This window comes from Exiguobacterium sp. JMULE1 (genome assembly GCF_013337175.1).
Lineage (GTDB): Bacteria > Bacillota > Bacilli > Exiguobacteriales > Exiguobacteriaceae > Exiguobacterium_A > Exiguobacterium_A indicum.
In genome coordinates, this window is record NZ_SGWC01000002.1 from 2,981,521 (window position 1) to 3,006,525 (window position 25,005).

Here is a 25,005-nt window from a genome sequence, read left to right on the forward strand (position 1 = left end):
TAGTCCTTTTACTTACATAAGGATTAACGGTTTTATTTATATCAAGTTATCCACATGTGGATAACTCTGTTTATGATATACTAATCACACTTATCCACAAGTAGAAATGAGGAAATTAGATGCCCCGTGAACTCTATCCGATCGTCGTCAAATCCGAATGGATTGAATTGATTCGAAGCGGTTATCCCGCGTTACGTAAAGAAATGTTTGAATCCTTGCAACATATTAAAGAAGCAGGTGGACTGCTTCATCTGATGACAGAACATAAAGAATACCTTGCAACTGGCTATTTTGGCAAGCAAGAAAAGGGTGTCGGTTGGACACTCTCGATGGATGAACAAGACACGATCGATGTTGCTTTCTTCAAACGCCTTTTCGAACAAGCTCTAGACAAAAGAAACGACTTTTTTGAAGAAGAGTCCGAAGCTTTCCGTATTTTTAATGGTGCAGGTGATGGTATTGGTGGACTGACGATTGATTGTTATGACCATCATTACCTCATCCTCTTCGAAAATGAAGGCATCTATACTTTTCGCCCGATGATTCTCGAGGCGCTTGAATCGCTCGTTCACTATAAGAGCATTTATGAAAAACGAGATTTTCTTATCGATCTTCAACCCGTCAAAGGCGACGATTTTTTAATGGGTGAACGCGGTGATTTTCCAGAAATGCTGCAGGAACATGGTGCACGGTATGCATACGACCTTGACGCTGGCATGCGGACTGGCTTCGATATCGCGCAACGCGAACTTCGTAAAGTTCTGATGGATTCAGTTAAAGAAAAGAACGTACTTAACCTCTTTTCTGATACAGGAACGCTGACGGTAACTGCCCTTTATGGTGAAGCCGCCCGAACAACAAGCGTTGATTTCTCGACACGTAGTCGAAATAAAACAACAGATAATCTTGTGTTGAACAGTTTTACTCCTGAAAAACAAAAGATTGTAGTTCAGGATGCGTTCGACTACATCGAACAAGCAGATAAAAAGACTCGTTTTGACGTTGTCTTGTTCCATCCGCCCGTACAAGTGAATACACGGACGCGTCAGTTTCGAACGGAACAGGATCTTTCTCCTTGGATCCAAAAAGTCATTCATCTGACGAATCGCGGAGGATTGCTTGCGATTACGACAGATAGTCCTGCTCTTGATGCGTCACAATTGAAAAAAGCTATCGAGCAGGCCTTCAACAAATTGCGTCAAAAATTTGAAGTCGTATGGGAGCAACCGGAGCAGAAAGATTTCCCGACTCCTCCTTCTATGCCGCAACTCGCTCAAAAAAGTATTCTTGTTCGCCGTAAATGATCTGTTATCTAAAAAATCCGCTACCGAAAATTTCAGTAGCGGATTTTTTATGTTTTTAACAGGAAATGTAAAATAAATGAAGAATCATTTTTTAAGACTTGGACGCACACTCACTTTACCAAAATGTGATGCTTGATCAAATCGTTGGTAGAGATCATTTAACACATCGCGCTCATAAGGAATCTGCTCTTCGATCCGAATCTCGATTGTGCCTTCTTTTACTAAATGAATAAGTTCTGCTAAGTGATGTTGCTGTCGCTTCATCTCATCTACTTTTCCTTTTAGCAAAGGAAGTGCGACGAACACAGCTTCAAGTGATAAGGCTTTACTATGCATCATCGTTAAATCTTGTGTCGTCCGTGTCGCGATCGAAATGATGCGTCCGCGTTCTTTAGCGAGTATGAACGATTCTTGTAAATGATCGCCACCCACCGTATCAATGATGACATCGAATCCGTCAAAATCCAGTCGTTTGAGCAATGCTTCAGCTGATTCTTCCTTATACCGATGAACGCGAATCCCTCTCGCTTCTAACCAAGCTGCCTTCTCGTCCGAAGAGGCGCTCGCTGTGACGTCGCACCCATAATGACGCGCAAGTTGAACAGTCAGGTGTCCCACTCCGCCCGTTCCACCTGCTACATACACACGAATTCCTGGTGTAATTACGATCCGTTCTTTTAAAATCTCCATCGCCGTTAACCCGATCACCGGTAAACAACCAGCAATCTCAGCTGAGACCTCTTTTGGTCGTAAGACTGCCATCTGTTCGGGCACAAGCATTTCCTCCGCTAGCGCACCGGCACGTGTTCCAAGCCCACCACCGAATGCGACGATGCGATCGCCGATAGAAAAAGACGTCACACCCTCGCCGATTTCAATGACTCTCCCCGTTACATCGCCCTGGAGAATTCCAGTCGTCGATGCTGCTGCCACGTGTCCGAAGAACATCTTCGTATCAAGTGGATTGATACTCGACCCCTCGACTTGAATGCGTAATTCGTACTTCCCCGCTTTTTCAGGTGTGACGTCTTTTTCTATAAGTGATGCGTCTTTTCCGTACTGATCGACTACGAATGCTCTCATGAAGAATTCCCCCTTTTTCATTATTAGTCTATCATGATTCAGAATTCTCTCACATTAGGTCTTCATGCTATGATGAAGGTATCTTATGACGAGAAGGGACGTTTTTGATTTGAAACAAGAATTGATTGATCGTCTAACTACATACGTGAAAATCGATACACAATCGAACTACGAGAGTACGACTGTTCCAACAACTGAAGGACAATGGACACTGGCTCGTTTGCTTGTAGAAGAATTAAATGCAATCGGTATGGAGGAAGTCACAGTCGATGACAATGGGTATGTCATGGCGACGTTACCTGCTAATACAGATGCAGACATTCCGACAATTGGTTTCCTTGCTCACCTGGATACAGCGACGGATTTCACGGGCACGAATGTCCGTCCGCAACTCGTGGAAGCATATGACGGAAATCCGATCACGTTGCGTGAAGCACCGTCTGTCATCCTATCGCCTACTGATTTTCCTGCACTTCACAACTATGTCGGTCACACATTGATGACGACGGATGGTGCGACATTACTCGGTGCCGACAATAAAGCCGGAATCGCAGAAATCATGACAGCCATGCACCATTTGATTTCGCATCCGGAAATCAAACATGGTCGCATTCGTGTTGCCTTTACGCCAGATGAAGAAATTGGTCGTGGACCACATCATTTCAATGTCGAAGCATTCGATGCAACGTATGCTTATACAGTCGACGGCGGTCCGCTGGGTGAACTCGAATACGAGAGTTTCAATGCAGCGGCTGCTAAAATCGTTTTCCACGGAACGAACGTTCACCCGGGAACAGCAAAAGACAAGATGGTCAATTCGCAGAAACATGCGATGGCATTTCACGATCGTCTTCCTGGAGAAGAGTCTCCTGAATTCACAGATGGTTTTGAAGGATTCTTCCATCTGATTTCGTTTGACGGTTCTGTTGAAAAAACGACGCTCGACTACATCATTCGTGATTTCGATCGTGAAGCATTTGAAGGACGGAAACACTTCTTATCTGCTCTCGTTGAGGAGTGGAACAAAAAGTATGGAGCAGGCAGCGTTGAAATCGACTTGCATGACCAGTACTACAACATGCGTGAAAAAATCGAACCTCACATGCACATCGTTGATATCGCTCATGCCGCGATGGAATCCCTTGATATCCGACCAATCATTAAGCCGATCCGTGGTGGGACGGATGGATCACAGCTTTCATACATGGGTCTTCCGACACCGAACATCTTTACCGGTGGCGAGAACTATCACGGCAAGTTCGAATTCATCTCCGTTGATAACATGGTAAAAGCGACGCAAGTCATCATCGCCATTGTTCAAGGGTTTGAACAAGCTGCTCGCTAATCAAAAAGCAGATTCTCAGCGCTGAGAATCTGCTTTTTTTATGCTTGGCGTTGCTGCTTTTTCAAACGATAGATATAATCGATTAATAAAAAGATGATTAAGGTCGATGCCATCATAAGTTCCTTCGACCATTCTCCGACAAAGGAGTTCGAATTTTTTTCGATATCCCGATTGGGTATCTGCTCTTTCATCTGATTTGCTTGACGCTTCGTAATCTTAAAGCTGTCTTTCCACTTCCACGTCTTGCCTTCTCCGTCAACGCGGATCTTAATGTGATACGTGCCGGGTTCTAAGATTCCTGTCGTTTCAATCGGTGTTTTCATATAAATCGATGGTGCGAATCGAACGTCCATTTGTTTTCGAACCACGACTTTTTTTCCTTTCGTGACGATTGCTTCGAATTTCATCGTTTTACTAATGGTCGGTGCTTGATTTGCTAATTTAACGAAAACAGTAGGTCTTGAAAAAGAGGATTTTGCCTGTACCCCCTCATATGTGATGATGGGTGCAGTCTCTTTGATTGAAGAACGGACTTTTAATCCAATGACATAAGCATGCCGATTTTGAATGCCGATGGTATTGTCGTTAGTCGTTTCACCTTCCGGCTTGCTCTCAATCCGAATACCGGCAAGCAATGTCCCATCCAACTCATTTGACACTTCAAGTGGTAAAGAAACGATTTTCGACTCTCCGCCTTTAATGAATGTTGATTGCGTATTCGGTTTAATGAGATCCGTCAACGAAGTCGACGCTAATGGAACGGATTTTTTCTGATCATAGACGATCAAACCGTTATTATTCGTTGTGGCATTTCGGATTGAAGTTAAAAACGTATGATCAGCGGGTCCGTGATTATAGATTCGAACTTGAAGATTCGTCTTTTGTTGCGCTGGCATCCTTAAATCGAAATAGGTTACACCGGAATCGACCTGATACGCATTCGGAACCGCTTCGACTGAAAAATTAACACGATCTTCTGCAAAACTGTCTGAAGGTGTCATCCAGACAAGTAATCCATAAAGCAAAACGATTAGACAACCGACTCCCCATCGTTTCATCTCTCTCCCCCCATTTTCTCATCAATTCACGACGTCAGAGAGCGTCCAATCGAGCGTAGCGGTATGTTTTCCTTCGACTTGAACACCGACAGGAACGTTCAGCGTAATGCGATCGTTATCTGTCCCGTTTCCCTTCCAATAAATTTGCCACGTTGAAAACGTTCCAGCAGCTGATGCTAAAATAACTTTTGCATCTCCCGGATTTCCAGGTGTTAAGGTAACATTTCCTGTCGTAGGTGCTGCATTAATTGGTAATCCAATCAAGGTTTGTACATCACCCGCATCGATCGTCAACGTGGATCCAGCCAAGGAATCTTTCCCACCGCTATCTTTAAAGGTACTGAGTTTTACTTTAACATCCCATTTCGTAGGGAGAATACGTCGATCCGTTACTTGTAAAAAAGGCTTTTGATCTTTTGCTTTGAAGAGTGCTTTATTAACAAGTACTTCGTTCGAGCCAAAATTGAAGTTAGGTGCATAATCGAGTGTGAGTGGTCCTGTGTTTCCGGTTGGCGTATTTCCTCCGTTATCCTGAGGTCTATAGGGAGTATTCGGATTAGGTGAGTCTGGATCGACGATGATCGGTGCTGCATTCGTCGTAAATGTGATTTCAGCCTTGGATGTTCCCGTTGAGGTATTCGCAGCCCACGCAGAGGTCGTTCCTAACATTAAAGCAGTACTTATCAAGATCGTTGAAAAAGCAAAGCGTTTTTTCATCTTTGTTCTCCCCTTTTCACGGTGCATCGACTAAACTCCATTGAATGTCTGCGCTATACGATAAAGGTTTCGGAAATTTTCCTGTTAAATCGAGAACGATGCCTTCATTTTCAGCGTACGTCAACGGTGTCTGATTTGAACTCGCCGACATCGTTCCCGTAGCCACTTCAATTGCGGTTGTTTGCAGTAATTGGGTTTTCGAAGCGGTCTTAAAATAAAGAACATCGGTTAAGACATCACCTGTCGTACTCGTCAAAGGGCGACTGAGACTCGCTTGTAACTTCCAGTTATATCCTGTGGCATTTTCGTGAGAAATCGCAATCGTCATTGGGGATACACGAGGAATAATCTTCTCTCGCCCCGTCAACTCATGACTACCAAAATCAAGAGTGGTCGGAGTCGTCAAACGAAGTGTTGAGCCAATCATTAAATCTGCTGATGCTGTACTATTACTTAAAATATTTAAATCAATCGCTTCATCGATGACAGCACTTTTGAAAGTGTATTGATTTGTAGAATTGATAGGTAAATTATTTATTTCGAAAACAAGTTTATATTCGATATTGTTTAATAACCCTAGCAACCCTACTGAAATAATCGAAGACGTATTCCAATAAATTAAATTATTTGTTTTATCAATGGTAACACTTTCCTTTTTAACAATATTTCCCGACTTGGAATATTCTAAATAAACACTCTCTGCTTTAATTTTATCCATGATACTTGGTGGAATGATAAAAACAATATATTGTTTATTAGAAAGCCCCAATCCTAGAAATGCGGAAAATCGATTCGTTAATTCAATCGTTTTTCTAGTACCGTCATTTTCAATTTGAACCTCTTGATAGCTTGCACTTAAGCTTGAAGTACCTAATAAGCTTATGGAAAGTAAGTTAGGAACTGCTGTATTTTTTCCTTTGTCTGACTTCGATGTTTCAGAATTAGGTGTACTTTCTTCGTTATCATCTGACTGAGGTTGCTCAATTACTGTTGTTTCATCTTCTTCAGTTGACGAAGTCTCAGATGTCGGTGGATCTTCACTCTCAGGTGGGGTTGTCTCGGATGTTGGTGGGTCTTCACTCTCAGGGGGAGTTGTCTCGGATGTTGGTGGGTCTTCACTCTCAGGTGGGGTTGTCTCGGATGTTAGTGGATTTTCGCTCTCAGGTGGGGTTGTCTCGGATGTTAGTGGATTTTCGCTCTCAGGTGGGGTTGTCTCGGATGTTAGTGGATTTTCGCTCTCAGGTGGCGTTGTCTCGGATGTTAGTGGATTTTCGCTCTCAGGTGGGTTGTCTCGGATGTTAGTGGATTTTCGCTCTCAGGTGGGGTTGTCTCGGATGTTAGTGGATTTTCGCTCTCAGGTGGGGTTGTCTGCTCTAGTTCTAAGAGTTCTTCGCATTGTATCCGTTCTTCTTTTTTTAGCAAGTCCTCTTTCGTTGGATCATTCAACGTCTCTTCACAAAACGATGACGTCAAAGGGCCTGGTATTTCTAGCTCGTCGGTCGTCGCATGACTGTGCGGAATCGAAAAACTTGTCGCAAATAGAATCATGAAGATAATAAATGTATTTGGTGATCGATTTTTATACAAAAATTATCCCCCCTATTTTTTGATACTTATTTTCAATTGAATAATGCTCTTTTACGTTCGTTTCCCTTCTAAATAAGGGAATTAAACCATAAATTTTACATTTAAAAAATATAAAATAAAAGTTTTTTTATCTCTATACTAAAATTAAATAATACATCTATCTTTAATCTACTGATTTATTATTACAGCATAAAAAATAGACCTATAAATTAGGTCTATTTTATTTCTTTTCTTCTGTTGTAGCATCTGGAATCGGTAATTGAACCATACTCCCCGATCCACTGACGAGTGGTGACTTCCCGTCCCATTTCTTGACAGCTTCGTATTGAATCATTTCTTCCGTCAATGTCTTCTGTAGTTCTTTTTGAGCTTTTGCCAACCCTTGAGCTTCGATCAAACGGGCATCAGCTGCTCCTTTCGCTTCTACGCGAAGACGCTCTGCTTCTGCTTTAGCGATTTCAAGATCCGTCTTCTTTTTATCGAGTTCCTGCGACGCTTTGACACGCGCATCGATCGCTTCCTGTGTCTTTTCATCTGGTTTCGGTGCACCGAGTGCGACATCTTCGATAATGAAACCGATGTCCTTGACGTCTTCTGCAAACTGCGTTTGAATGCTCGTTGAGACATTCCCTGATTTTTCACCGAATAGTTCAAGGACGGTGACTTTTGAGATTTGCTCACGCGATGCATCATAGAGACGTTGTTTCAGATATCCTTTTGCAATCTCATCGATTTCAATCGGTCCGAACTTATTGAAGACTTTCGTCACCTTATCCGGTGAGACGGAGAAGCTGTATGTAAAGTCAACGACGATGTTCTTTCCGTCCTTAGTCGCAAGCGTCATGTTCTCAAGCGCTTTTGTCTGTGTCCGAATCGGATACTCTGTCACCCGTGTGATCGGTGAAACAACATGCCAACCTTGCGATAACGTCTCATCTTTGACACCGCTTGACGGTGTATAGACGACCCCAACTTGTCCAGGTTCGATTTGTTCAACGATGAACGGTGTTGTTGCAAGCAACGCTAGTACGAGAACACCTGCGATGATCATCGATGGGCGAATTTTTTTCTTCGGTTTGATTTCTCTCATTCTGAATCTCCTTTATCGATCTTTTCTTGGATATAGCGGTAGAGTTCCATGCCAAGCAAAACGATGAGGGCGAAAAACAATAATGTGAAAAAGATGGCCATCTAACCCCTCCTCTAACGAATTCCTTACTTTGTTCTACGTATCCATCTGGAAAATGTTTCATTTTTTTAAATGTCCGGTTGCTTATTTTTAATTTCTGTCCTAATATGGAGGGAACTTTGCCTGCTCTACGACAGATCACGATTTGTGGTACACTCGAATGAGCACATCACTTACTAGAAACGAGGGTTCATCTCTATATGATTACAGTACAAAACGTCGGTCTTCGCTTTGCAGATCGAAAATTATTCGAAGACGTCAACATTAAGTTCACACCAGGTAACTGTTACGGTCTGATCGGTGCAAATGGCGCTGGTAAATCGACATTCTTGAAAATTCTCGCTGGTGACATCGAAGCACAACAAGGCGATGTCATCATCACACCAGGCGAACGTTTAGGCGTTCTCCGTCAGAACCATTACGAATACGAAGAATTCCAAGTCATCGAAACGGTCATGATGGGACACAAACGTCTCTATGAAGTCATGAAAGAAAAAGATGCCATCTATATGAAAGAAGATTTCTCGGACGAAGACGGCATGCGTGCTGCTGAACTCGAAGGTGAATTCGCTGAGATGAACGGTTGGGAAGCGGAGTCGGAAGCCGCAATGCTTCTTCAAGGACTCGGCATCAAGGAAGACCTTCACTCGAAGACGATGGCTGAGCTGACAGGATCGGAAAAGGTCAAAGTTTTGCTTGCGCAAGCGTTGTTCGGTAAACCAGACATTCTCTTACTCGATGAGCCGACGAACGGACTTGATTTGAAAGCCGTCAAATGGCTCGAAGAATTCTTGATCGGATTCGAGAACACGGTCATTGTCATTTCCCACGACCGTCACTTCTTGAACAACGTCTGTACGCACATGGCGGATCTCGATTACGGTAAGATTCAACTGTATATCGGAAACTACGATTTCTGGTACGAGTCAAGTCAGCTTGCTTCGCGTATGGCAAGTGACCAAAACAAGAAAAAGAAGAGAAAATCAAAGAACTTCAAGCCTTCATCGCGCGTTTCAGCTCAAACGCTTCAAAAGCGAAACAAGCGACGTCGCGGAAGAAATTGCTTGATAAAATCACACTCGACGACATTCGTCCATCGTCACGCCGTTATCCGTTCGTTGGTTTCACACCGGAACGTGAAATCGGAAATGACCTCTTGATGGTCGACGGCATCTCGAAGACGATCGATGGTGTCAAAGTCCTTGATAACGTCCGCTTCTCGTTGAACAAGACGGATAAAGTCGCGTTCATCAGTCAGAGCGATATCGCAATCACGACTCTCTTCAAGATCCTTATGGGTGAGATGGAACCGGATAGCGGTACGTTCAAATGGGGCGTAACAACTTCGCAGTCGTACTTGCCAAAAGATAACTCGGAATTCTTCGAAGGCTCGGACAAGACGATCCTCGATTGGCTCCGTCAGTACTCACCGGCAGATGAGAGCGATACGTTCCTCCGTGGATTCCTCGGTCGGATGCTCTTCTCAGGAGAAGAAGTCATGAAAAAAGCTTCTGTCTTATCTGGGGGCGAAAAAGTCCGTTGTATGCTTTCAAAAGCAATGCTCAGTGGTGCTAACGTCCTCGTCCTCGACGATCCAACGAACCACTTGGATCTCGAATCGATCACAGCACTCAACGATGGCTTGATTGCTTACAAAGGCGCGATGCTCTTCAGCTCGCATGACCATCAGTTCGTCGAAACAATCGCGAACCGGATCATCGAGTTGACGCCGAACGGTATCGTCGATAAAGAAACGACATACGATGAGTACTTGAACAATGATACGATCCAACAGCAACTAACAGCGTTATACGCGCAATGATTTTGAGGAGACCGGAACTGTCGTTTCGGTCTCTTTTTTGAACACGTTGAAGGAGGAATACGACATGAGGCACCGCGTATGCGCTGCGTTGATCGAAGAACAACAGATTCTAATGGTCGAATTACACACGCCTTCCCGGACATTTTGGACGTTACCGGGCGGAGGTGTCGAGAGTGGCGAAACAAAAGAACAAGCCGTCATGCGGGAAGTATTAGAGGAGACACACCTTCACGTCACAATCGAACGGCAACTCTACGAGATTTCAATTGATCAACAGAGACATGCTTTCTCGTCCGAAGTGCCTTAGGCAGTTCTGTACCTCGACTCGGGATTGATCCCGAACTCCCATTCGACCAACAAGAATTACGAACCGTCCGTTTCCGACCATTAAAGGAACTTCACGATGATCCACAGATTGCTCGTTTACTGACCTTATTGTAAAGGAAAGATTAACTAACTGAGATAAAACTGACCAGGCTTCTTTACACCCTCTACATAATCGACTGATTAAATGGAAATGTAGCAACAACACAAACTCATTTGGGGGAAACGAAAATGAAACGAACACTCATGGTTGGTCTATCAGCAGCGGTCTTGTCATCAAGTATGGTCCCGATGTTCGCGGATGCCCATAGTTCTTCTCATAGTACACGCAACATCAAGAAGGTCGAATTCTTGTCGATGGATGCACCGACGAAAATCGATCAGATGGTAAAAACCTATACAGAAGCAAAAGTTAAAGTCACGTATACGAACGGTAAAACAGAAGTGAAACCGTTGAACTATAATCAACTGTTCCTGTCGCAAGATAAAATCGTCGAAAACAAAGGAGAGATGATTGCAGCAGGTACACCAATCGATGCTATAGGTAATCCGATCATCGACCGCAGTGTACCGGACAAACCGGAAGCTTTCGTCTCAGATGCACCCGACTCGAACAGTCTGCTTGAAGTCCACGGAAAAAAATACATGGTTTCTCACTTCGAGTATGACTCGATCGACAACGCTGGTAATGAAGTCAAGGGACTTCCAGCATCGATGACATTAACAGAAGTCGTACAAGATAAAAAGACAGGGAAACTTGCTGTCAAAAAAGCCAGCAAGATTGATTTTGAGAACGTCAATGGACTCTGGACACCATGTAACGGTTCGACGACGCCATGGGGAACGCACCTTGGGTCAGAGGAATATGAACCAGATGCTCGTGCGTTTGAGTCAGACAAAACGTCAGCTGCTTATAAAGAAGTAAATGCCTTCGCTGAGCACTATTTCGGAACGACCGAAAAAGCAAATCCTTACTTCTACGGCTTCACACCGGAAATCTCGGTCGACCGAAAAGGGAAAGCGACAGCAGTCAAACACTACAGTACAGGTCGTTTCTCGCACGAGATGATGCAGATTCTGCCGGATCAAAAGACAGCGATCTTCGGTGACGACGGAAACAATACGATGATGTTCATGTACGTCGCGGACAAAAAACGTGATTTCTCAAAAGGAACACTTTACGCGGCGAAGTTCAAACAAACACGCGCAACAGAAGGCGGAGCGGGTGATCTCGAATGGATCAAGCTTGGTCATGCTTCCGATAAAGAAGTCAAACGCTTGATTGATAAAGGGACGAAGTTCAGCGACATCTTTGAGACAGCCGATGCGCCAACTCCGGGCTTTAAAGCGGTCAAAACAGCTGCTAGCAAAAAAGTCGAATACTTGAAGCTCAAGCCTGGTAAGGAAAAAGAAGCTGCCTTCCTTGAATCACGCCGTTATGGTGCGTTGCTTGGCGCAACATCAGAATTCAACAAGATGGAAGGCATCACGGTCAACGAGCAAGACAAAAAAGCCTACATCGCCTTGTCTTATGTGTCAGGCAGTACCGAAAAACAAGAAGGTGCTGTCCAAGACGACATCCAGCTTGAAAAACGCGAATCGGGTGCAACATTCGAAATCGATCTTGGCCGTGCAACAGGCATCGACAGCCGTTACGTACCAACGAATATGCAGGCACTCGTCATTGGTGAAGATTTGAAGAAGCCGGATGCTTACGGCAACACAGCGAATCCGGATCTCGTCGCGAATCCAGATAACCTCGCTTATTCCGCGACATCTAATACGCTCTTTATCGGTGAAGATAGCTCCTTGCATACGAATAACTTCGTTTGGGCCTATAATCTGAAGACGAAGAAGCTTTCACGGATTCTGTCCGTTCCAGTCGGAGCGGAAGCAACTGGTCTCCGTTCACTCGATCATGTTGGTGGGTATAGCTATCTCTTGAGCAACTACCAGCACCCAGGTGAAGCATTGACAGGGAAACAAATCACGGCCGTCGATCCAAAAGCGCTCGAACAAGCGATGAAAGACGGCATCGGGATTCAAAAAACAGGTGGTGTCGGTTACCTCTCTGGTTTACCGAGCGGTCATAAATCGTATACGCATCGATAAGATACTAAAAACGGATTCCCAAGCGCGGGAATCCGTTTTTTTATGCGTTGTTCTTCTTTTGTTTTGCTGCCTCTTCTTCCACACGTTGCAGCAGTCCATGAACGATTTTCTCGTTCTCCCGCTCGCCACCGAGTGACAAGAGACTTTTTCCAACAAAGTTCGCCCCCTCATTTTTTCCCGTATAGATCAACAGACAGCGATCATGGTCGATCGGTTTGAGCGTAAAGGTCATCTCGATCTTGAATATTTTAGCCAATGTGAATCCAATCGTATTTTGCTTGAAGTCCGGCTCGTTCGTATAGGCTAAATCGGTCACGATATAGGTTTCGAGTCGATTGCCCTGCATATACGTTTGGCGATAGGTCGAACCGACGACACCCGGTTTTCGTTCAATCACCTCGTGCTGGACGACATTTGGAATCAAACGCTGCAGTCGCGTGTGATCAAACAAGTGCCATGCTTCTTCAATCGGAATATCGAGCTGTCGTTCTTCTCTCCACGTAATCATACACCTGCCCCCTTTTTCTATAGAAATACCCTGTCATCCGGTCTTGTAACGTCCGGCGACAGGGCGAGAGCAGATTCTTATTTTACTGTGCTTGTTTCAAGGGCTGCACCGAGGAACTTCGCTAGTTCGAGCATACCGTAGCGTCCTGCAGCTGCCTCAGCATCCGAATTATAGTTCGTATTCGTATTGACGTCATACGTATAGATCGTACCTGACGTATCCTTAATGAACTCGATACCGGCGACCGCGATTTGGTTCGCTTGGAGGAATGCTTCATATTTTTCAATGATTGGGTCATCGAAGCCTTCAACGATTTGGAACTTCATCGGCGTTTGTGGCGCTTCTTCACCGACTGGGCAGAACAAGTCGTCGATCACACATGCATCCGCTGGGCAAAGCTCAAAACCTTCTGACGTATCGACTCGAACCGCATAGACGAATTTTCCACCCACGAACTCACAGCGCGTGATGTACGGTTCAGGTGCTTGAATATACTCTTGAATCAACGTGATGCCATCGACTGGTTCGTCGAATGTCGGACCGTCGAGATAAGCTTCAAGTGCTTCAATCGAGTGGAATAACTGGACGCCGAGACCTTTCCCAGCCCGGTTATGTTTCGTGATGAATGACGAAACGCCAATTTCTTTTGCTGCTTGTACGATTTGATCGCGTCCGACGGCAGCCGTCGTCTTCGGTACACGAATCCCAGCCTTACGCAACGCCGTGTATTGATTGACTTTGCTGACTTCTAAACGAAGCGCACGCGTTCCATTAAAGACAGTCCGGTCATGCTCTTCTAACCAAGCGAGCACTCCTTCCGTCAACTCCGGCGCGTAACGGTGCCCCCGCGTATGCGAAGAGGCACTCATGCGGCTGTAAAAGACGCCTTCTGGCGGCAGTTCATCCAGCGGAACAATCCCTTCATTCAAGTGCCACTCTTCATACGGTAACTCGAGTTCTTCGAGACGTTTGATGAGATGGTCCGTCCATTCTTGGTTTTCGTGGAGAATATGAATTTTTGTCATGATTGTTGACCTACCTTTCGTTTCGCTTCGACCAGTGGCATTACGTCACGGGCAAAGCGTTCCATTTCTTCGAGTTGTGGTGAGAATTGTAATAAGAGTAACGTGACACCAACAGCTTCGAATGCCAGAATGCGTTCAGCAATTTGTTCTGGTGTTCCGATTAAATTCGGACGTAGACCACGGTTCGAGACGGAATAATCGTTTCGTTCGACCTGTTGCTCCAGTTGCGATTTACTGATGAAATCCTGATAACCGGCATAACCAGCGCTGTCTTCCTTAACGTCCGTGATGCGTTGCCATTCAAGAAGTGCTTCTTCTTCCGTATCCCGACAAATGATGTAGGCAGCAAGACCGAAGCTCTCAAGCGGCGTTTGTCCCGTCGTTTCCCGGCGTACTTTCATGTCATTGATTTTATGGGCTACTTCTTCAACAGTACCCCCATGCATGACATAAGCGTCACAGTGTTCGACGATCGTCCGTTTTCCAGCTTCACTCTCTCCACCGGCGTAGAGCTTGATCCCTGGACGCTGGACTGGCTTCGGATGGAGTTCTGCTTGCTCGATCGTGTAGTGATGACCGGAGAAGCTATACGGTGACGCATCTGCCCATAGTCCCTTCATGACCGTGACGAACTCTTCCGTCCGAGCATAGCGTTCATCGTGTGCTGTGAAGATACCATTGTATTGTTTCGCTTCCTCTGCCCACCACGCTGAAACGACGTTGAGCGTAAAGCGTCCACCACTCAACTGATCGATGTTTGCCGCCATCTTCGCTGTCGTCGCTGGATTATGGAACCCGGGACGAACCGCTGTCATGATCTCAAGGCGTTCCGTCGTTGCAGCAATCGCTGCTGCCGTCGTCCATGCCTCAAGACTCGGTTCCTTGATGCCTTTGATATCATTCAAGTTCAATTCCGCAATCAACGTCGTCGAGAAGCCGATCCGTTCTGCTGTTTGTGCGACTTGTTTCGCATAATCGAAGGTCGGTGGCATCTGTTCATCCTCGACGTTACGTAACCATCCCCCAAAAATCGGTAACCAAAAACCATACTCCACTCCATCGTCCCCCTTATCATAAAAAAACGCTCTTTTCGAAGTTCGAAAAGAGCGACGGTATCTTGTCCTGTCCGCTCTTATCTTCGGAAGGTATCCCTTCCTGGAAGTAGCACCTTCCGCCACGGCGGGGTTGCTGAAGTGTCTTCGGGCCAGTCCCTCGACTTCTCTAGATAAGATGTGTTGCATTCATCGTACAAAATTCACTGAACTAAAGCAACCATTAAACCGTCTTTTCCAATCGGAATTATTTCGAGCATAAAAAATCCCGACATCGTGTCGGGATCCGGTATTAATATGGTGCGACGAAATCTGATGTTGGCTCTGGCGTTTGTTCACCACGAACACGATCATAGAATTTTGCAAAGGTAACACTGAAATATGGTGTAATCCACAAGAATGCTAGGCCGAGGGTAACGATTCCTAAAAGAGCCCAACCAATAAACGACAGTAGAAGAAGGAATGCTTCCATTTTATGCCCGTCCATCATTTTTCGGGAGCGTGTAATGGCCTCTAAGATACCAATCGATGGTTCATCTCGCAAAATATAGAACGTTAGCATGTAAGAAAATGATTTAATGATTCCCGGTACGACTAATAGCAGTAACCATAAGAAGATAAAAAAGAGTTGTACGATGGCTAGACCAATCACTTTGAAAAACATACCATATGGTTCAAATAAATCCGTCACTTTCGTTTCTTCTCCGCGAGCAATCGACATCGCAATCCAAGTCCAACCGACTCCGACCGGGATCAATAAAATCGATACCAACGATACGACGAGATCCATCGTATTAGCTGGTTCATCTATATCTGATCCAAATAATCCAGGCACACCTTGAATGATACTAAACAGAATAACTGTTAGGACTGCGAATCCCCAACGACCGCTGAGCGACTCCTTCGCTGCTTTTTTTAATTGAGATGACATGAGTAAGGTCCTCCTTGAAAAATAAGTTCTCACCTTACTCTACGGCTAATAACTTCTAATGTTTCACTGATTTTTCAATAATTTCCCCTCTTGTTTCTGTTTCAACCAAGCGCGCTCAAGTTGCCGCTCACACGCTGTATATAACGAACGTCGACCGTCGAGGCGTTCCATCGCGAATGGAATACCATGCTTTTTCGCCTGAGCGATGACATGTGCACTCGCTGCATGAGAGACACGGCTCGTCACGACGACGATCGCGTCCGTCTTTTTGGCGAGACAAGCAATCTTTTTCGCGGACTGTGCGTCCCCTGCTAGATGAATTAATTCGATCCCCGTCGGCACAAAGAACTCACGATAGACAGCGGTCTGTTGTTCGTTTCCAACGATAACAAGACGCATGCCTGTGAAGCGCGTGAAATCTAACGGTGTCTTATCAACGAAATCCATCAATTGTCCCGGTACGGCTGTTGTTACGATCGGTTCAATCGTTTGCTCTTTTGGCATACGGACGCGACGCTGCGCTTTTTTAGCTTTCGGCACTGGTTGCCGTTTCATTTTTCGTGCATACCGATTTGACTTTTTTGTTGTCACAGGCGTCTTCACTACCTGTTGTTCTATCGCTGACGGACGGTTGGATGATGCGTTGACGATCGGCTCTTCATACGTGAACGGATGCTTCCAAGCAATCGTTAATGTATCCTTCCGCCCCCGCCACATGACGAGATCGACAAGTTGCCCTGCTTCTAGTCGGAAATAGCGCATGTCTTCTACCGGTACAACATAATAGAACGATCTGCCCGACTCATCTTGCAGTGGACCATTCACCGTTTCCTCAATGATTCCATGTGCTTTGACGATTGCTTGTTCAAACACGACACGTTCCGGATTCTCTCTCATTCGCTCCGTCGAGACGACGGCTTCGATACGGCATATCTTTTTTTGATCATCCTGACGATCGACACGGACCCGAACTTCCATGCCGTGCTCGAGATTCCAATCGCGGACGTCTCGTTCAGAAATATGACTGCCCGACCATTCTAGTAAAGTACCGCCTTTTAACCCCCGCTGAAACGTATAGGCATAACGTTGCTTGCGTACTGGCTCGACCGGTACTTGCGGTGGAATGACGATGGTCTGCTCTAGCTCTATTGCTTCATCGATGACCAATGTTTCTTGAACGTCGCGCGGTGCATAATACGCTGACATCTTGACCCATTCATCGATTCCGTTTACTTCGTCGAGCCAGAGTTGCCAATCTTCATACCGCTCCACGGCCGCTAATTTCATCTGTACCAATTCAGTTGCTCGTTCCATCACCTGTTGCATCATCCATGACCACTTCCTTTGCGTTTTTTTCACTATAGCAACGAAAAAACGCGGAAGTAGTTCAAAAAAACAGCCTGGTTGTTTTTTTGTTTAGGTACGTTGTTGAATTTCCACAGCCGGATCCTGACGCTTATATTTTGCGACGATGACGATCAAAACCGTAATGATCACAAGCAGGAACCAAGAAGACAATTTTCCAAGATCAACGACTGCCCATCCGCCTTCTTGATGCGGATAGACCCATCCTTTAAAGAACGTTACGATGTTCTCCGCGATCCAAATGAAAAAGGCGATCAATAAAAAGGACAGGACGAGCGGCATCCGGTAGATCGTTTGCTCGATCGTAAAATGAACCCATGACTTATAGAAGACGAGAACGACGAGGACCATCAATAGCCAGCGTGCATCGAAGATCCAGTGGTGGGTGAAGAAGTTGAGATAGACGAGACTCCCGACGCTGATCGCAAGCCAAGGTGGTGGAAATGCTATAAATCGTAAATGAAATCGCCGAAACGCCTGGCAGACATAACTCGCAACGCTTGCGTACATGAATCCTGCATACAAGGGAACACCAGCCACTTTCGTCAAAGCGTCTTCCGGATAACTCCAAGATCCGACGTTCACTTTAAACAGTTCAAGGGCTAGACCAATGACGTGAAACAATAAGATCAGTTTGAATTCTTCCATCGTTTCATAACGCGTGACGAGTAAGACGATTTGGACGAGAATACACCAAAGCAACAAAAGATCATATCGAGCAACCGGTTCAGTAGGAAGATAACGTGAAAGAGCAAGCGCCGCAAAAATCATCACGGGAAAGACGCAACAGATGGCTTCTATGTATGTAAAACGAATCAGGTGCCGGATCGCTTTCATTTTTCTCCCTCCTTTTTCTTCAGTATACGTTTCTCTTTTATCCTTCCCCTCCTACTTAGGATGTAAAAAACGGAAAATTTCGTCTTTCTTCTTCCACTTTCCTCATGATACAGTTAACAAATCAATTATTTTTAAGAAATGAGGTGCCAGACATGACGCGTCATCGTGCTTCCTGGTTGTTACGCGCTACGTTAAAGTGGGGGCTCTTCCTACTTGGTTTATTTTTACTCGCCCTTGGCTCATCGATGATGATCACAGCTGAACTCGGTGTCTCGACGTGGGATGTATTGCATCTCGGTCTCCAAAAAAAGACGCCGCTATCCGTCGGAACGATCATCTTGCTTGTCGGTCTATTACTCGTTTTCGTTAAGTACGCATTAGACCGCGTCACACCGCAAATCGGAACGCTCGTCAACGCGATTTTCGTTGGTGTCTTCATGAATCTTGTGCTTGGTTCTCATCTCTTACCCTCTTTTGAATCGATCTGGTTGAATACGCTCTGGCTGATTTTCGGTATCTTCATCATTGGGATGGGCGCTGGTCTGTATGTCGCTGTCGGATACGGGGCTGGTCCACGTGATGGGTTAACGCTGACACTTGCAGAGCGCTTCGGAACGTCGATTCGTCTGATGCGGACGATCATGGAAGTCACGGCATGCGGCATCGGTTGGTTGCTTGGGGGACCTGTTTTCTTCGGTACGATCCTCTCGATTTTCCTGATTGGACCGTTTCTGCAATTTTGGTTGTTTTATTTCCGCCGGATCATTGCAGCGATTGATGCAAAAGGAATTCCAGCGTCTGAACGCCAAATTAGCTAAGTCGCCTGACTCGATATCATTCTGCGTGAATGATATCTTTTTTTATGTCAGAAGCAGATAAGTTGCGCCATCAAAATAAACAAGTTATATTCGTTTACATATCAATCTTTGATACGTCAAAGGTTTCTTCGAACGAAGGGAAGGATGTGATGGATTGAGTATTTCCTGCACCGAAAAAGGACGTTTGATCTATGCACTCGTCTCCGTCAATAAGACGATTGCTCAAAAATTCGATCTCTGTACGGATGGTTTCAGTCAGACTCGAATGGACCTACTTGCTCAACTACAAGTCGATCAAACGATCAGTCAAAAAGAATTGCAAAAACGCGTCAATGTCGATCATGCAGCAGTGACCCGTCATCTCAAACATCTGGAATCGACCGGGATGATTGCTCGCGAGCGGTCAGCCGCTGACAATCGGGTGATTCTTGTTTCCTTAACGGAACAAGGGGCGACGCGCATTGCACGATTACGCGAACAAAAAGATGAGTTCCTCGAGAACTTACTCGAAGGATTCTCCGCTGAAGAACAACGGACGCTAGCTGAGATGATTCAACGCATCGAAGCGAACGCCGACACATTACCTAAATTAAAAGAGGAGTCGATTTAATATGGCAACGCAAACTCAAACAGACTTCATGGAAATCGTCAAAGGACGTCGCTCGATCCGTAATTACGATACAGACGTGAAGATCTCAAAAGAAGAAATGACACAGATTCTTGAAGAAGCAACACTCGCACCTTCTTCCGTCAACATGCAACCATGGCGTTTCCTCGTCATCGATAGCGAAGAAGGCAAAGCAACACTTGCACCACTCGCGAAATTCAACCAAGTCCAAGTCGAGACATCTTCTGCTGTCATCGCGGTCTTCGGTGACATGAACGCTGTTGATCAACTCGAGAACATCTACGATACAGCTGTCGCAAAAGGACTCATGCCACAAGAAGTACGCGATCGCCAAGTACCAGCGATCCAAGGGATGTACAGCAGTGTATCGGCGAACGATTTGAAAGACAGCATCTTGATTGACTCGGGTCTCGTCTCGATGCAATTGATGCTCGTCGCTCGTGCACACGGATATGATACAAATCCAATTGGTGGTTACGAGAAAGATCAAATCGCGGAAGCATTCGGTCTTGAAAAAGATCGTTATGTACCGGTCATGTTGCTATCGATCGGTAAAGCGGTGGACGCTGGATATCCATCAGTTCGCCTACCAATCAACGACATCGCAGACTGGAAATAAGTTTTTTTACACTATAAAAAAAGAAAACACACACAAGGGAGATTGAATAATTATGACTACTCAAACAACAACGGACTTCATGGAAATCGTCAAAGGACGCCGCTCGATTCGTAACTACGACACAAACGTAAAAATTTCAAAAGAAGAAATGACACAAATCCTTGAAGAAGCAACACTTGCACCATCTTCAGTTAACATGCAACCATGGCGTTTCCTCGTCATCGATAGCGAAGAAGGTAAAGCGACACTCGCACCACTCGCAAAATTCAACCAAGTTCAAGTCGAGACATCTTCTGCTGTCATCGCCGTCTTCGGTGACATGAACGCAGTCGATAGCATCGAGACAATCTATGATATGGCTGTGGAAAAAGGTCTTATGCCGCAAGAAGTACGTGATCGCCAAGTACCAGCTATCAAAGGGTTCTACCGTCCAGAAGACGTTGAAACATTACGTGATAGCATCTTGATCGACTCAGGTCTCGTTTCGATGCAATTGATGCTCGTTGCTCGTGCACACGGTTACGATACAAACCCAATCGGTGGTTACGAAAAAGACCAAATCGCAGAAGCATTCGGTCTTGAAAAAGAACGTTACCTCCCAGTCATGTTGCTTTCAATCGGTAAAGCAGTGGACGCAGGATACCCATCGGTTCGTCTACCAATCGCTGACATCGCAGAGTGGAAATAAGCGATTTCACCTAGTCCGGATTCCTTTCATAGGAATCCGGCTTTTTTGTATACTCAAAGAAAAGGAGGTGTCAGCGATGTATGATGTGACGATTATCGGAGCTGGTGTAGCAGGAATTTTCCTCGCCCATCAGCTCGTTGAAGACGGACAACGCGTCCTACTGCTCGATGCCGGAAAACCGATTCGCGAACGAACAGCAGAAGATGCGTATCTTGGATTCGCAGGGCTTGGCAAATCAGAAGGAAAGTTTAATTATGCGACGGGATTCGGTGGAGAACTCGTCTCAAAAATCGGTGAAGAGACGACTCGACGACTGTTCCAAGAAGTCGATGATCTTTTATGTACATATGGTGGAGGTACAGTTGAGACCTATTCGACGCATTCCCCTATTGTAGCGTCTCGCGCCCGCCGCGCCGGTCTACATTCGGTCGAGACGACCGTCCGTCATTTAGGCACAGTACGGACAGCTGCTGTCTTCACGGCGTTTGAGGACGCCTTATTACCGCGTCTCGATGCCCGATTCGAAACGACAATCGAGCAGATCACGAAGTCGAAGTCGTTTACGATCAAAACAGCGGACGAGACCTTCGTCAGTCAACGGATCGTGTTCGCGACAGGTCGTTCAGGTGCAGACTTTACGTTGCACCAGTTAGCGACGCTTGGTGTCACCCCACAGCGAACTCGACTCGATCTCGGGGTGCGAATTGAGACGGATGAGGGACTATTTCGGACATTGTTACAGGAGACGTTCGAGACGAAGCTCGGTTACGACTCGCCTTACGGTCAAGCCGTCACCTATTGCATGAATCCGCGCGGACGGATCATCCGCAAATATCAAGAAGGACTCGTCATGCCGGACGGTCAAAACGTCCACGAGACGGCAGACGGCTCGACGAATCTGAACTTTACACTATTTCTCCCGCGGTATTTTTCGACACTAGCGAAAGCGAATGCGTATGCCGCGCGCATCATTGGCGGAATCAACCAAGGTGGTGATCGCATTCTCATTCAGCGACTCAGTGATTTCCGAACATCGCGAGCGACGGCACACGATCAATTGAGTCGTAACACGGTCATCCCTTCCCTAACCGCGTCTCCCGGTAATTTGCATGCAGAAGTACCTGCAGAAGACCTGCTTGTCTTAGAAGCGTTTTTAGAGCGCCTTGAGCAACTCCTTGAAGTGGAACTTCCAGGAGATACGTTGCTTTACGGATTAGATGGCAAGTTTTACGCACCGATGCTTGAGACGTCAGAGACGTTTGAGACGACATGTCCCGGTGTCTATGCGATTGGTGATTGTTCCGGTGCGACACACTCGCTTGCCCAAGCAGCTGCTAGCGGACTCCATCTTGGCTATGCCTTGACGCAAAACAGCCGGTCCCTCTTCGCTTAAGCGGAGAATGACCGGCTTGTCTTATTTCTTGAATGCTTCGTACACTTTCAATTGTTTCCCTTTGACCTTCGTCGTCTTCATCGCCCGGAGGACAAGCGGACCTTTCCCGTTGAGGATATCCACATACGTCAACGTATCCTGAATCGAGATGATGCCGATGTCGTCTGCCGTGACGCCTTCAATCTTAGCAATCGTTCCAACAAAGTCGACGGCACGGAGTTTTTTCTTTTTCCCGCCGTTAAAGAATAATTTCATGATGTCCGCATCAAGCTGTTCCGTTTTCGAAGAACGCGTATCTTCCGTCGCCATCTTCTCCTCGAATGCATCCGCTGTCCGCATCAAGTCCTTTTCTGTCGGTGCTTGGCGACGTGTCAGCTTCCCGTGATACTGCTCGATTTCCTTTAGGCGACGTTCGTCTGCCGGCGTGACGAGACTGATTGCTTGTCCTGCTGCTCCTGCACGCCCCGTCCGACCGGTCCGGTGAACGTAGCTTTCTCGTTCGACAGGGAGATCATACTGGATGACGTGCGTGATGTTCTCGATATCGATCCCACGTGCTGCGACATCTGTTGCGACAAGAATTCGGAACTTCCCGGCACGGAAGGCTTTCATCGCATCGAGTCGATCGTCTTGTTCCATTCCACCGTGAATTGCTTCAACCGGGTAGTCATGGGCGCGGAGACCATTCGCGACGAAATCGACGTGTTCTTTCGTCCGACAGAAGATCATGCAGCGATCCGGGTTTTCAGCGACGAGAACATCTTTCAAAATCGCGAATTTCGTCTTATCCGTTACCGGAATATAACTATGCGCAATCGTCGAGACGACGGTCTCACCCGCTTCGATTCGTTTTGGTGCATCCATGTAGCGGTTGCTCAACTGTTCGATATCTTCCGGGAAGGTCGCAGAGAACAACAGTGTCATCCGCTCTTTTGGTAACTCGGACAAGATGGCATCGACTTGATCGAGGAAGCCCATGTTCAGCATTTCATCCGCTTCATCTAAAACGACGTAACGGACTTTCTCAAGTGATAACGTGCCCCGCTCGATATGATCGCGTACGCGTCCCGGTGTTCCGACGACGATGTGTGTCTTTTGTTTGAGCTCCGTGACTTGCCCGCGGAACGGTTGCTTGCCGAAGACGGCTGTCGCTTTGATCCGCTTATAGCGTCCGATGTTCATGATATCTTCTTTGACCTGCAAGGCAAGCTCACGTGTTGGCGTCAAGACTAAGACCTGTGGTTTATTTTCTTCCCACTCGACGAGTTCACACAGTGGAATCGCAAACGATGCCGTCTTTCCGCTCCCCGTCCGTGATTTGACGATGACGTCTTTTCCGGATAATACGACCGGAATGACCGATTGTTGGACTTCGGTTGGTGTCGTGTAACCGAGTTGCTCGATTGAATCGAGAATCGGTGTGCTTAAGTTAAAATCATTGAATCGTGTACGTGTCATAGAATGTCCTCATTTCTTATCGTAAAAAAAGCTTCCCACCGAAACGATGAGAAGCCCAACGAATTATTTGGATGCTACTTTATCTTTTTTGATTTGCTTACTACGTAATTGACCACACGCCGCATCGATGTCTGTTCCGTGCTCAAGACGAACACCACAGTTCAAGCCGTTCTTTTTCAACGTATCGTAGAACGTCGTGATATCTTCAGACGTACTGCGCTGATATTGACCGTGCTCATCGACCGGGTTGTACGGAATCAAGTTGACATACGTCAAGTGACGTTTGTCTTCGAACAGTTTTGCGAGTTCGACTGCGTGTTCCTTTTGGTCGTTGACGCCACGAAGCAAGATGTACTCGATCGTGATTTTACGGTTCGTTGTTTGAACGTAATAATCGATTGCTGGCATCAATTTCTCAAGCGGGATCGCCCGGTTGATTTTCATGATTTGCGTACGCAATTCATTGTTTGGTGCGTGAAGCGAGATCGCCAAGTTGACTTGGAGTTTCAAGTCAGCGAACTTGTAGATTTTATCTGCCAAACCACTTGTCGAAACCGTGATGTGACGCGCACCGATTGCAAGACCATTGTGGTCCTTGATGACGTTTAAGAAGTCGACCATGTTGTCGAAGTTATCGAACGGTTCACCGATACCCATGACGACGACGTGGCTGACACGTTCTTCGTTACCGACTGCATCGAGGTGATGCTGGACGTTCATGATCTGCTCAACGATTTCGCCTGCTGACAAGTCGCGGCTCTTCTTGATCAGACCACTTGCACAGAAGCTACAGCCGATGTTACAGCCGACCTGTGTCGTAACACAGACAGAAAGACCGTACTTATGACGCATTAGGACCGTTTCAATCAAGTTGCCATCATATAATTTGAAAAGGAACTTGATTGTTCCATCTGCTGATTCTTGCTTGACCGCTTCTGTCATCGAGTCAATCGTAAAACTCTGATCTAACAACTCAAGGCAATCCTTGTTGACATTCGTCATTTCCGCGAAAGTCGTGACACGTTTACGGTAGAGCCAATCCCATACTTGTTTGGCACGGAATGGTTTGTGCCCTTGATTCGATAACCATTCTGTCATCTGCTCAAGCGTTAATCCATAAATGGATGGTTTATTCATTTCGA

At 46.0% G+C, this 25,005-nt stretch carries 22 protein-coding genes, 1 pseudogene and 1 riboswitch; of the genes and pseudogenes, 10 read left to right on the forward strand and 13 right to left on the reverse strand.

Annotation, left to right across the window (positions count from 1 at the left end):
• The first annotated feature begins 119 nt into the window (after positions 1-119).
• Positions 120-1,304: a class I SAM-dependent rRNA methyltransferase gene (locus EXW93_RS15670; protein WP_055969665.1), complete on the forward strand. Its 1,185-nt coding sequence runs from the start codon at positions 120-122 to the stop codon at positions 1,302-1,304.
• A gap of 84 nt (positions 1,305-1,388) precedes the next feature.
• Here the strand turns inward: EXW93_RS15670 and EXW93_RS15675 are convergent, their stop codons facing one another.
• Positions 1,389-2,387, reverse strand: coding sequence for a zinc-binding dehydrogenase (locus tag EXW93_RS15675; RefSeq protein ID WP_055969668.1), 999 nt, complete (start codon positions 2,385-2,387; stop codon positions 1,389-1,391).
• A 109-nt stretch (positions 2,388-2,496) separates the two neighbouring features.
• Between EXW93_RS15675 and pepT the strand changes: the two genes are divergently transcribed.
• Positions 2,497-3,732 carry a peptidase T gene (pepT, locus tag EXW93_RS15680; protein WP_055969672.1) on the forward strand — a complete coding sequence of 412 codons (1,236 nt, stop codon included), beginning with the start codon at positions 2,497-2,499 and terminating at the stop codon, positions 3,730-3,732.
• A gap of 38 nt (positions 3,733-3,770) precedes the next feature.
• Here pepT and EXW93_RS15685 read toward each other — a convergent pair whose 3' ends face one another.
• The 4 genes from EXW93_RS15685 to EXW93_RS15700 all read right to left on the reverse strand — a co-directional run bounded on the left by EXW93_RS15685 (position 3,771) and on the right by EXW93_RS15700 (position 8,184).
• On the reverse strand, positions 3,771-4,790 hold the full coding sequence (locus EXW93_RS15685; protein ID WP_174316710.1) for a WxLIP family cell surface protein: 1,020 nt from the start codon (positions 4,788-4,790) through the stop codon (positions 3,771-3,773).
• Positions 4,791-4,811: 21 nt separating this feature from the next.
• Positions 4,812-5,507, reverse strand: coding sequence for a WxL domain-containing protein (locus tag EXW93_RS15690; RefSeq protein ID WP_055969678.1), 696 nt, complete (start codon positions 5,505-5,507; stop codon positions 4,812-4,814).
• Between the two features lie 16 nt (positions 5,508-5,523).
• Positions 5,524-6,225, reverse strand: coding sequence for a hypothetical protein (locus EXW93_RS15695; RefSeq protein ID WP_174316711.1), 702 nt, complete (start codon positions 6,223-6,225; stop codon positions 5,524-5,526).
• A 1,089-nt stretch (positions 6,226-7,314) separates the two neighbouring features.
• Entirely contained in the window at positions 7,315-8,184 is an 870-nt protein-coding gene (locus EXW93_RS15700; protein ID WP_035395536.1) for a prohibitin family protein, read from the reverse strand.
• A gap of 299 nt (positions 8,185-8,483) precedes the next feature.
• On the opposite strand from EXW93_RS15700, the pseudogene EXW93_RS15705 reads away from it, so the two are divergent.
• The 3 genes and pseudogenes from EXW93_RS15705 (at position 8,484) to EXW93_RS15715 (ending at position 12,541) form a co-directional block, all read left to right on the forward strand.
• Positions 8,484-10,105: pseudogene (locus EXW93_RS15705) on the forward strand (ABC-F family ATP-binding cassette domain-containing protein).
• Positions 10,106-10,169: 64 nt separating this feature from the next.
• Complete coding sequence (locus tag EXW93_RS15710; protein ID WP_174316712.1) at positions 10,170-10,412, forward strand: NUDIX domain-containing protein; 243 nt, start codon at positions 10,170-10,172, stop codon at positions 10,410-10,412.
• A gap of 248 nt (positions 10,413-10,660) precedes the next feature.
• On the forward strand, positions 10,661-12,541 hold the full coding sequence (locus EXW93_RS15715; RefSeq protein ID WP_055969687.1) for a PhoX family protein: 1,881 nt from the start codon (positions 10,661-10,663) through the stop codon (positions 12,539-12,541).
• A gap of 40 nt (positions 12,542-12,581) precedes the next feature.
• On the opposite strand, the gene EXW93_RS15720 is transcribed toward EXW93_RS15715, so the two are convergent.
• From EXW93_RS15720 to EXW93_RS15745, 6 genes are all read right to left on the reverse strand, one after another.
• On the reverse strand, positions 12,582-13,049 hold the full coding sequence (locus EXW93_RS15720; RefSeq protein ID WP_023469781.1) for an SRPBCC family protein: 468 nt from the start codon (positions 13,047-13,049) through the stop codon (positions 12,582-12,584).
• Between the two features lie 77 nt (positions 13,050-13,126).
• Positions 13,127-14,074: an ATP-grasp domain-containing protein gene (locus tag EXW93_RS15725; protein WP_023469782.1), complete on the reverse strand. Its 948-nt coding sequence runs from the start codon at positions 14,072-14,074 to the stop codon at positions 13,127-13,129.
• On the reverse strand, positions 14,071-15,129 hold the full coding sequence (locus EXW93_RS15730; RefSeq protein WP_023469783.1) for an LLM class flavin-dependent oxidoreductase: 1,059 nt from the start codon (positions 15,127-15,129) through the stop codon (positions 14,071-14,073). Before EXW93_RS15730 ends, EXW93_RS15725 begins: the two co-directional genes overlap by 4 nt.
• A gap of 74 nt (positions 15,130-15,203) precedes the next feature.
• A riboswitch (SAM riboswitch) is annotated at positions 15,204-15,306 on the reverse strand.
• A 112-nt stretch (positions 15,307-15,418) separates the two neighbouring features.
• Positions 15,419-16,057, reverse strand: a complete 639-nt coding sequence (locus EXW93_RS15735; protein ID WP_023469784.1) for a DUF975 family protein — start codon at positions 16,055-16,057, stop codon at positions 15,419-15,421.
• 63 nt (positions 16,058-16,120) lie between these two features.
• On the reverse strand, positions 16,121-17,386 hold the full coding sequence (locus tag EXW93_RS15740) for a DUF2325 domain-containing protein (protein WP_055969690.1): 1,266 nt from the start codon (positions 17,384-17,386) through the stop codon (positions 16,121-16,123).
• Between the two features lie 87 nt (positions 17,387-17,473).
• Complete coding sequence (locus tag EXW93_RS15745) at positions 17,474-18,259, reverse strand: DUF817 domain-containing protein (protein ID WP_023469786.1); 786 nt, start codon at positions 18,257-18,259, stop codon at positions 17,474-17,476.
• A gap of 152 nt (positions 18,260-18,411) precedes the next feature.
• On the opposite strand from EXW93_RS15745, the gene EXW93_RS15750 reads away from it, so the two are divergent.
• The 5 genes from EXW93_RS15750 to EXW93_RS15770 all read left to right on the forward strand — a co-directional run bounded on the left by EXW93_RS15750 (position 18,412) and on the right by EXW93_RS15770 (position 22,405).
• Positions 18,412-19,077: a YczE/YyaS/YitT family protein gene (locus EXW93_RS15750; RefSeq protein ID WP_023469787.1), complete on the forward strand. Its 666-nt coding sequence runs from the start codon at positions 18,412-18,414 to the stop codon at positions 19,075-19,077.
• Between the two features lie 154 nt (positions 19,078-19,231).
• A complete protein-coding gene (locus EXW93_RS15755; protein WP_023469788.1) occupies positions 19,232-19,687 on the forward strand; it encodes a MarR family winged helix-turn-helix transcriptional regulator in 456 nt (151 codons plus the stop codon).
• Between the two features lies 1 nt (position 19,688).
• Positions 19,689-20,324, forward strand: coding sequence for a nitroreductase family protein (locus tag EXW93_RS15760; RefSeq protein WP_023469789.1), 636 nt, complete (start codon positions 19,689-19,691; stop codon positions 20,322-20,324).
• Between the two features lie 52 nt (positions 20,325-20,376).
• Entirely contained in the window at positions 20,377-21,012 is a 636-nt protein-coding gene (locus tag EXW93_RS15765; protein WP_023469790.1) for a nitroreductase family protein, read from the forward strand.
• 76 nt (positions 21,013-21,088) lie between these two features.
• The gene (locus tag EXW93_RS15770; protein ID WP_055969696.1) at positions 21,089-22,405 is read left to right on the forward strand and encodes an NAD(P)/FAD-dependent oxidoreductase; all 1,317 of its coding nucleotides are present in this window, start codon (positions 21,089-21,091) and stop codon (positions 22,403-22,405) included.
• Between the two features lie 21 nt (positions 22,406-22,426).
• On the opposite strand, the gene EXW93_RS15775 is transcribed toward EXW93_RS15770, so the two are convergent.
• Together EXW93_RS15775 and rlmN are read right to left on the reverse strand one after the other, a co-directional pair.
• On the reverse strand, positions 22,427-23,863 hold the full coding sequence (locus EXW93_RS15775; protein WP_055969697.1) for a DEAD/DEAH box helicase: 1,437 nt from the start codon (positions 23,861-23,863) through the stop codon (positions 22,427-22,429).
• A 63-nt stretch (positions 23,864-23,926) separates the two neighbouring features.
• Positions 23,927-25,000 (reverse strand): dual-specificity RNA methyltransferase RlmN, encoded by a 1,074-nt coding sequence (rlmN, locus tag EXW93_RS15780; RefSeq protein WP_023469793.1) that lies wholly within the window; start codon positions 24,998-25,000, stop codon positions 23,927-23,929.
• Between the last annotated feature and the right edge of the window lie 5 nt (positions 25,001-25,005).

What these genes read in the sequence shown, in the direction of transcription:
- EXW93_RS15670 (WP_055969665.1), top strand. Translation starts at nt 120, where the DNA reads ATGCCCCGTGAACTCTATCCGATCGTCGTCAAATCCGAATGGATTGAA.
- EXW93_RS15675 (WP_055969668.1), bottom strand. Translation starts at nt 2,387, where the DNA reads ATGAGAGCATTCGTAGTCGATCAGTACGGAAAAGACGCATCACTTATA.
- EXW93_RS15685 (WP_174316710.1), bottom strand. Translation starts at nt 4,790, where the DNA reads ATGAAACGATGGGGAGTCGGTTGTCTAATCGTTTTGCTTTATGGATTA.
- EXW93_RS15690 (WP_055969678.1), bottom strand. Translation starts at nt 5,507, where the DNA reads ATGAAAAAACGCTTTGCTTTTTCAACGATCTTGATAAGTACTGCTTTA.
- EXW93_RS15695 (WP_174316711.1), bottom strand. Translation starts at nt 6,225, where the DNA reads ATGGATAAAATTAAAGCAGAGAGTGTTTATTTAGAATATTCCAAGTCG.
- EXW93_RS15700 (WP_035395536.1), bottom strand. Translation starts at nt 8,184, where the DNA reads ATGAGAGAAATCAAACCGAAGAAAAAAATTCGCCCATCGATGATCATC.
- EXW93_RS15710 (WP_174316712.1), top strand. Translation starts at nt 10,170, where the DNA reads ATGAGGCACCGCGTATGCGCTGCGTTGATCGAAGAACAACAGATTCTA.
- EXW93_RS15715 (WP_055969687.1), top strand. Translation starts at nt 10,661, where the DNA reads ATGAAACGAACACTCATGGTTGGTCTATCAGCAGCGGTCTTGTCATCA.
- EXW93_RS15720 (WP_023469781.1), bottom strand. Translation starts at nt 13,049, where the DNA reads ATGATTACGTGGAGAGAAGAACGACAGCTCGATATTCCGATTGAAGAA.
- EXW93_RS15725 (WP_023469782.1), bottom strand. Translation starts at nt 14,074, where the DNA reads ATGACAAAAATTCATATTCTCCACGAAAACCAAGAATGGACGGACCAT.
- EXW93_RS15735 (WP_023469784.1), bottom strand. Translation starts at nt 16,057, where the DNA reads ATGTCATCTCAATTAAAAAAAGCAGCGAAGGAGTCGCTCAGCGGTCGT.
- EXW93_RS15740 (WP_055969690.1), bottom strand. Translation starts at nt 17,386, where the DNA reads ATGATGCAACAGGTGATGGAACGAGCAACTGAATTGGTACAGATGAAA.
- EXW93_RS15745 (WP_023469786.1), bottom strand. Translation starts at nt 18,259, where the DNA reads ATGAAAGCGATCCGGCACCTGATTCGTTTTACATACATAGAAGCCATC.
- EXW93_RS15750 (WP_023469787.1), top strand. Translation starts at nt 18,412, where the DNA reads ATGACGCGTCATCGTGCTTCCTGGTTGTTACGCGCTACGTTAAAGTGG.
- EXW93_RS15760 (WP_023469789.1), top strand. Translation starts at nt 19,689, where the DNA reads ATGGCAACGCAAACTCAAACAGACTTCATGGAAATCGTCAAAGGACGT.
- EXW93_RS15765 (WP_023469790.1), top strand. Translation starts at nt 20,377, where the DNA reads ATGACTACTCAAACAACAACGGACTTCATGGAAATCGTCAAAGGACGC.
- EXW93_RS15770 (WP_055969696.1), top strand. Translation starts at nt 21,089, where the DNA reads ATGTATGATGTGACGATTATCGGAGCTGGTGTAGCAGGAATTTTCCTC.
- EXW93_RS15775 (WP_055969697.1), bottom strand. Translation starts at nt 23,863, where the DNA reads ATGACACGTACACGATTCAATGATTTTAACTTAAGCACACCGATTCTC.
- rlmN (WP_023469793.1), bottom strand. Translation starts at nt 25,000, where the DNA reads ATGAATAAACCATCCATTTATGGATTAACGCTTGAGCAGATGACAGAA.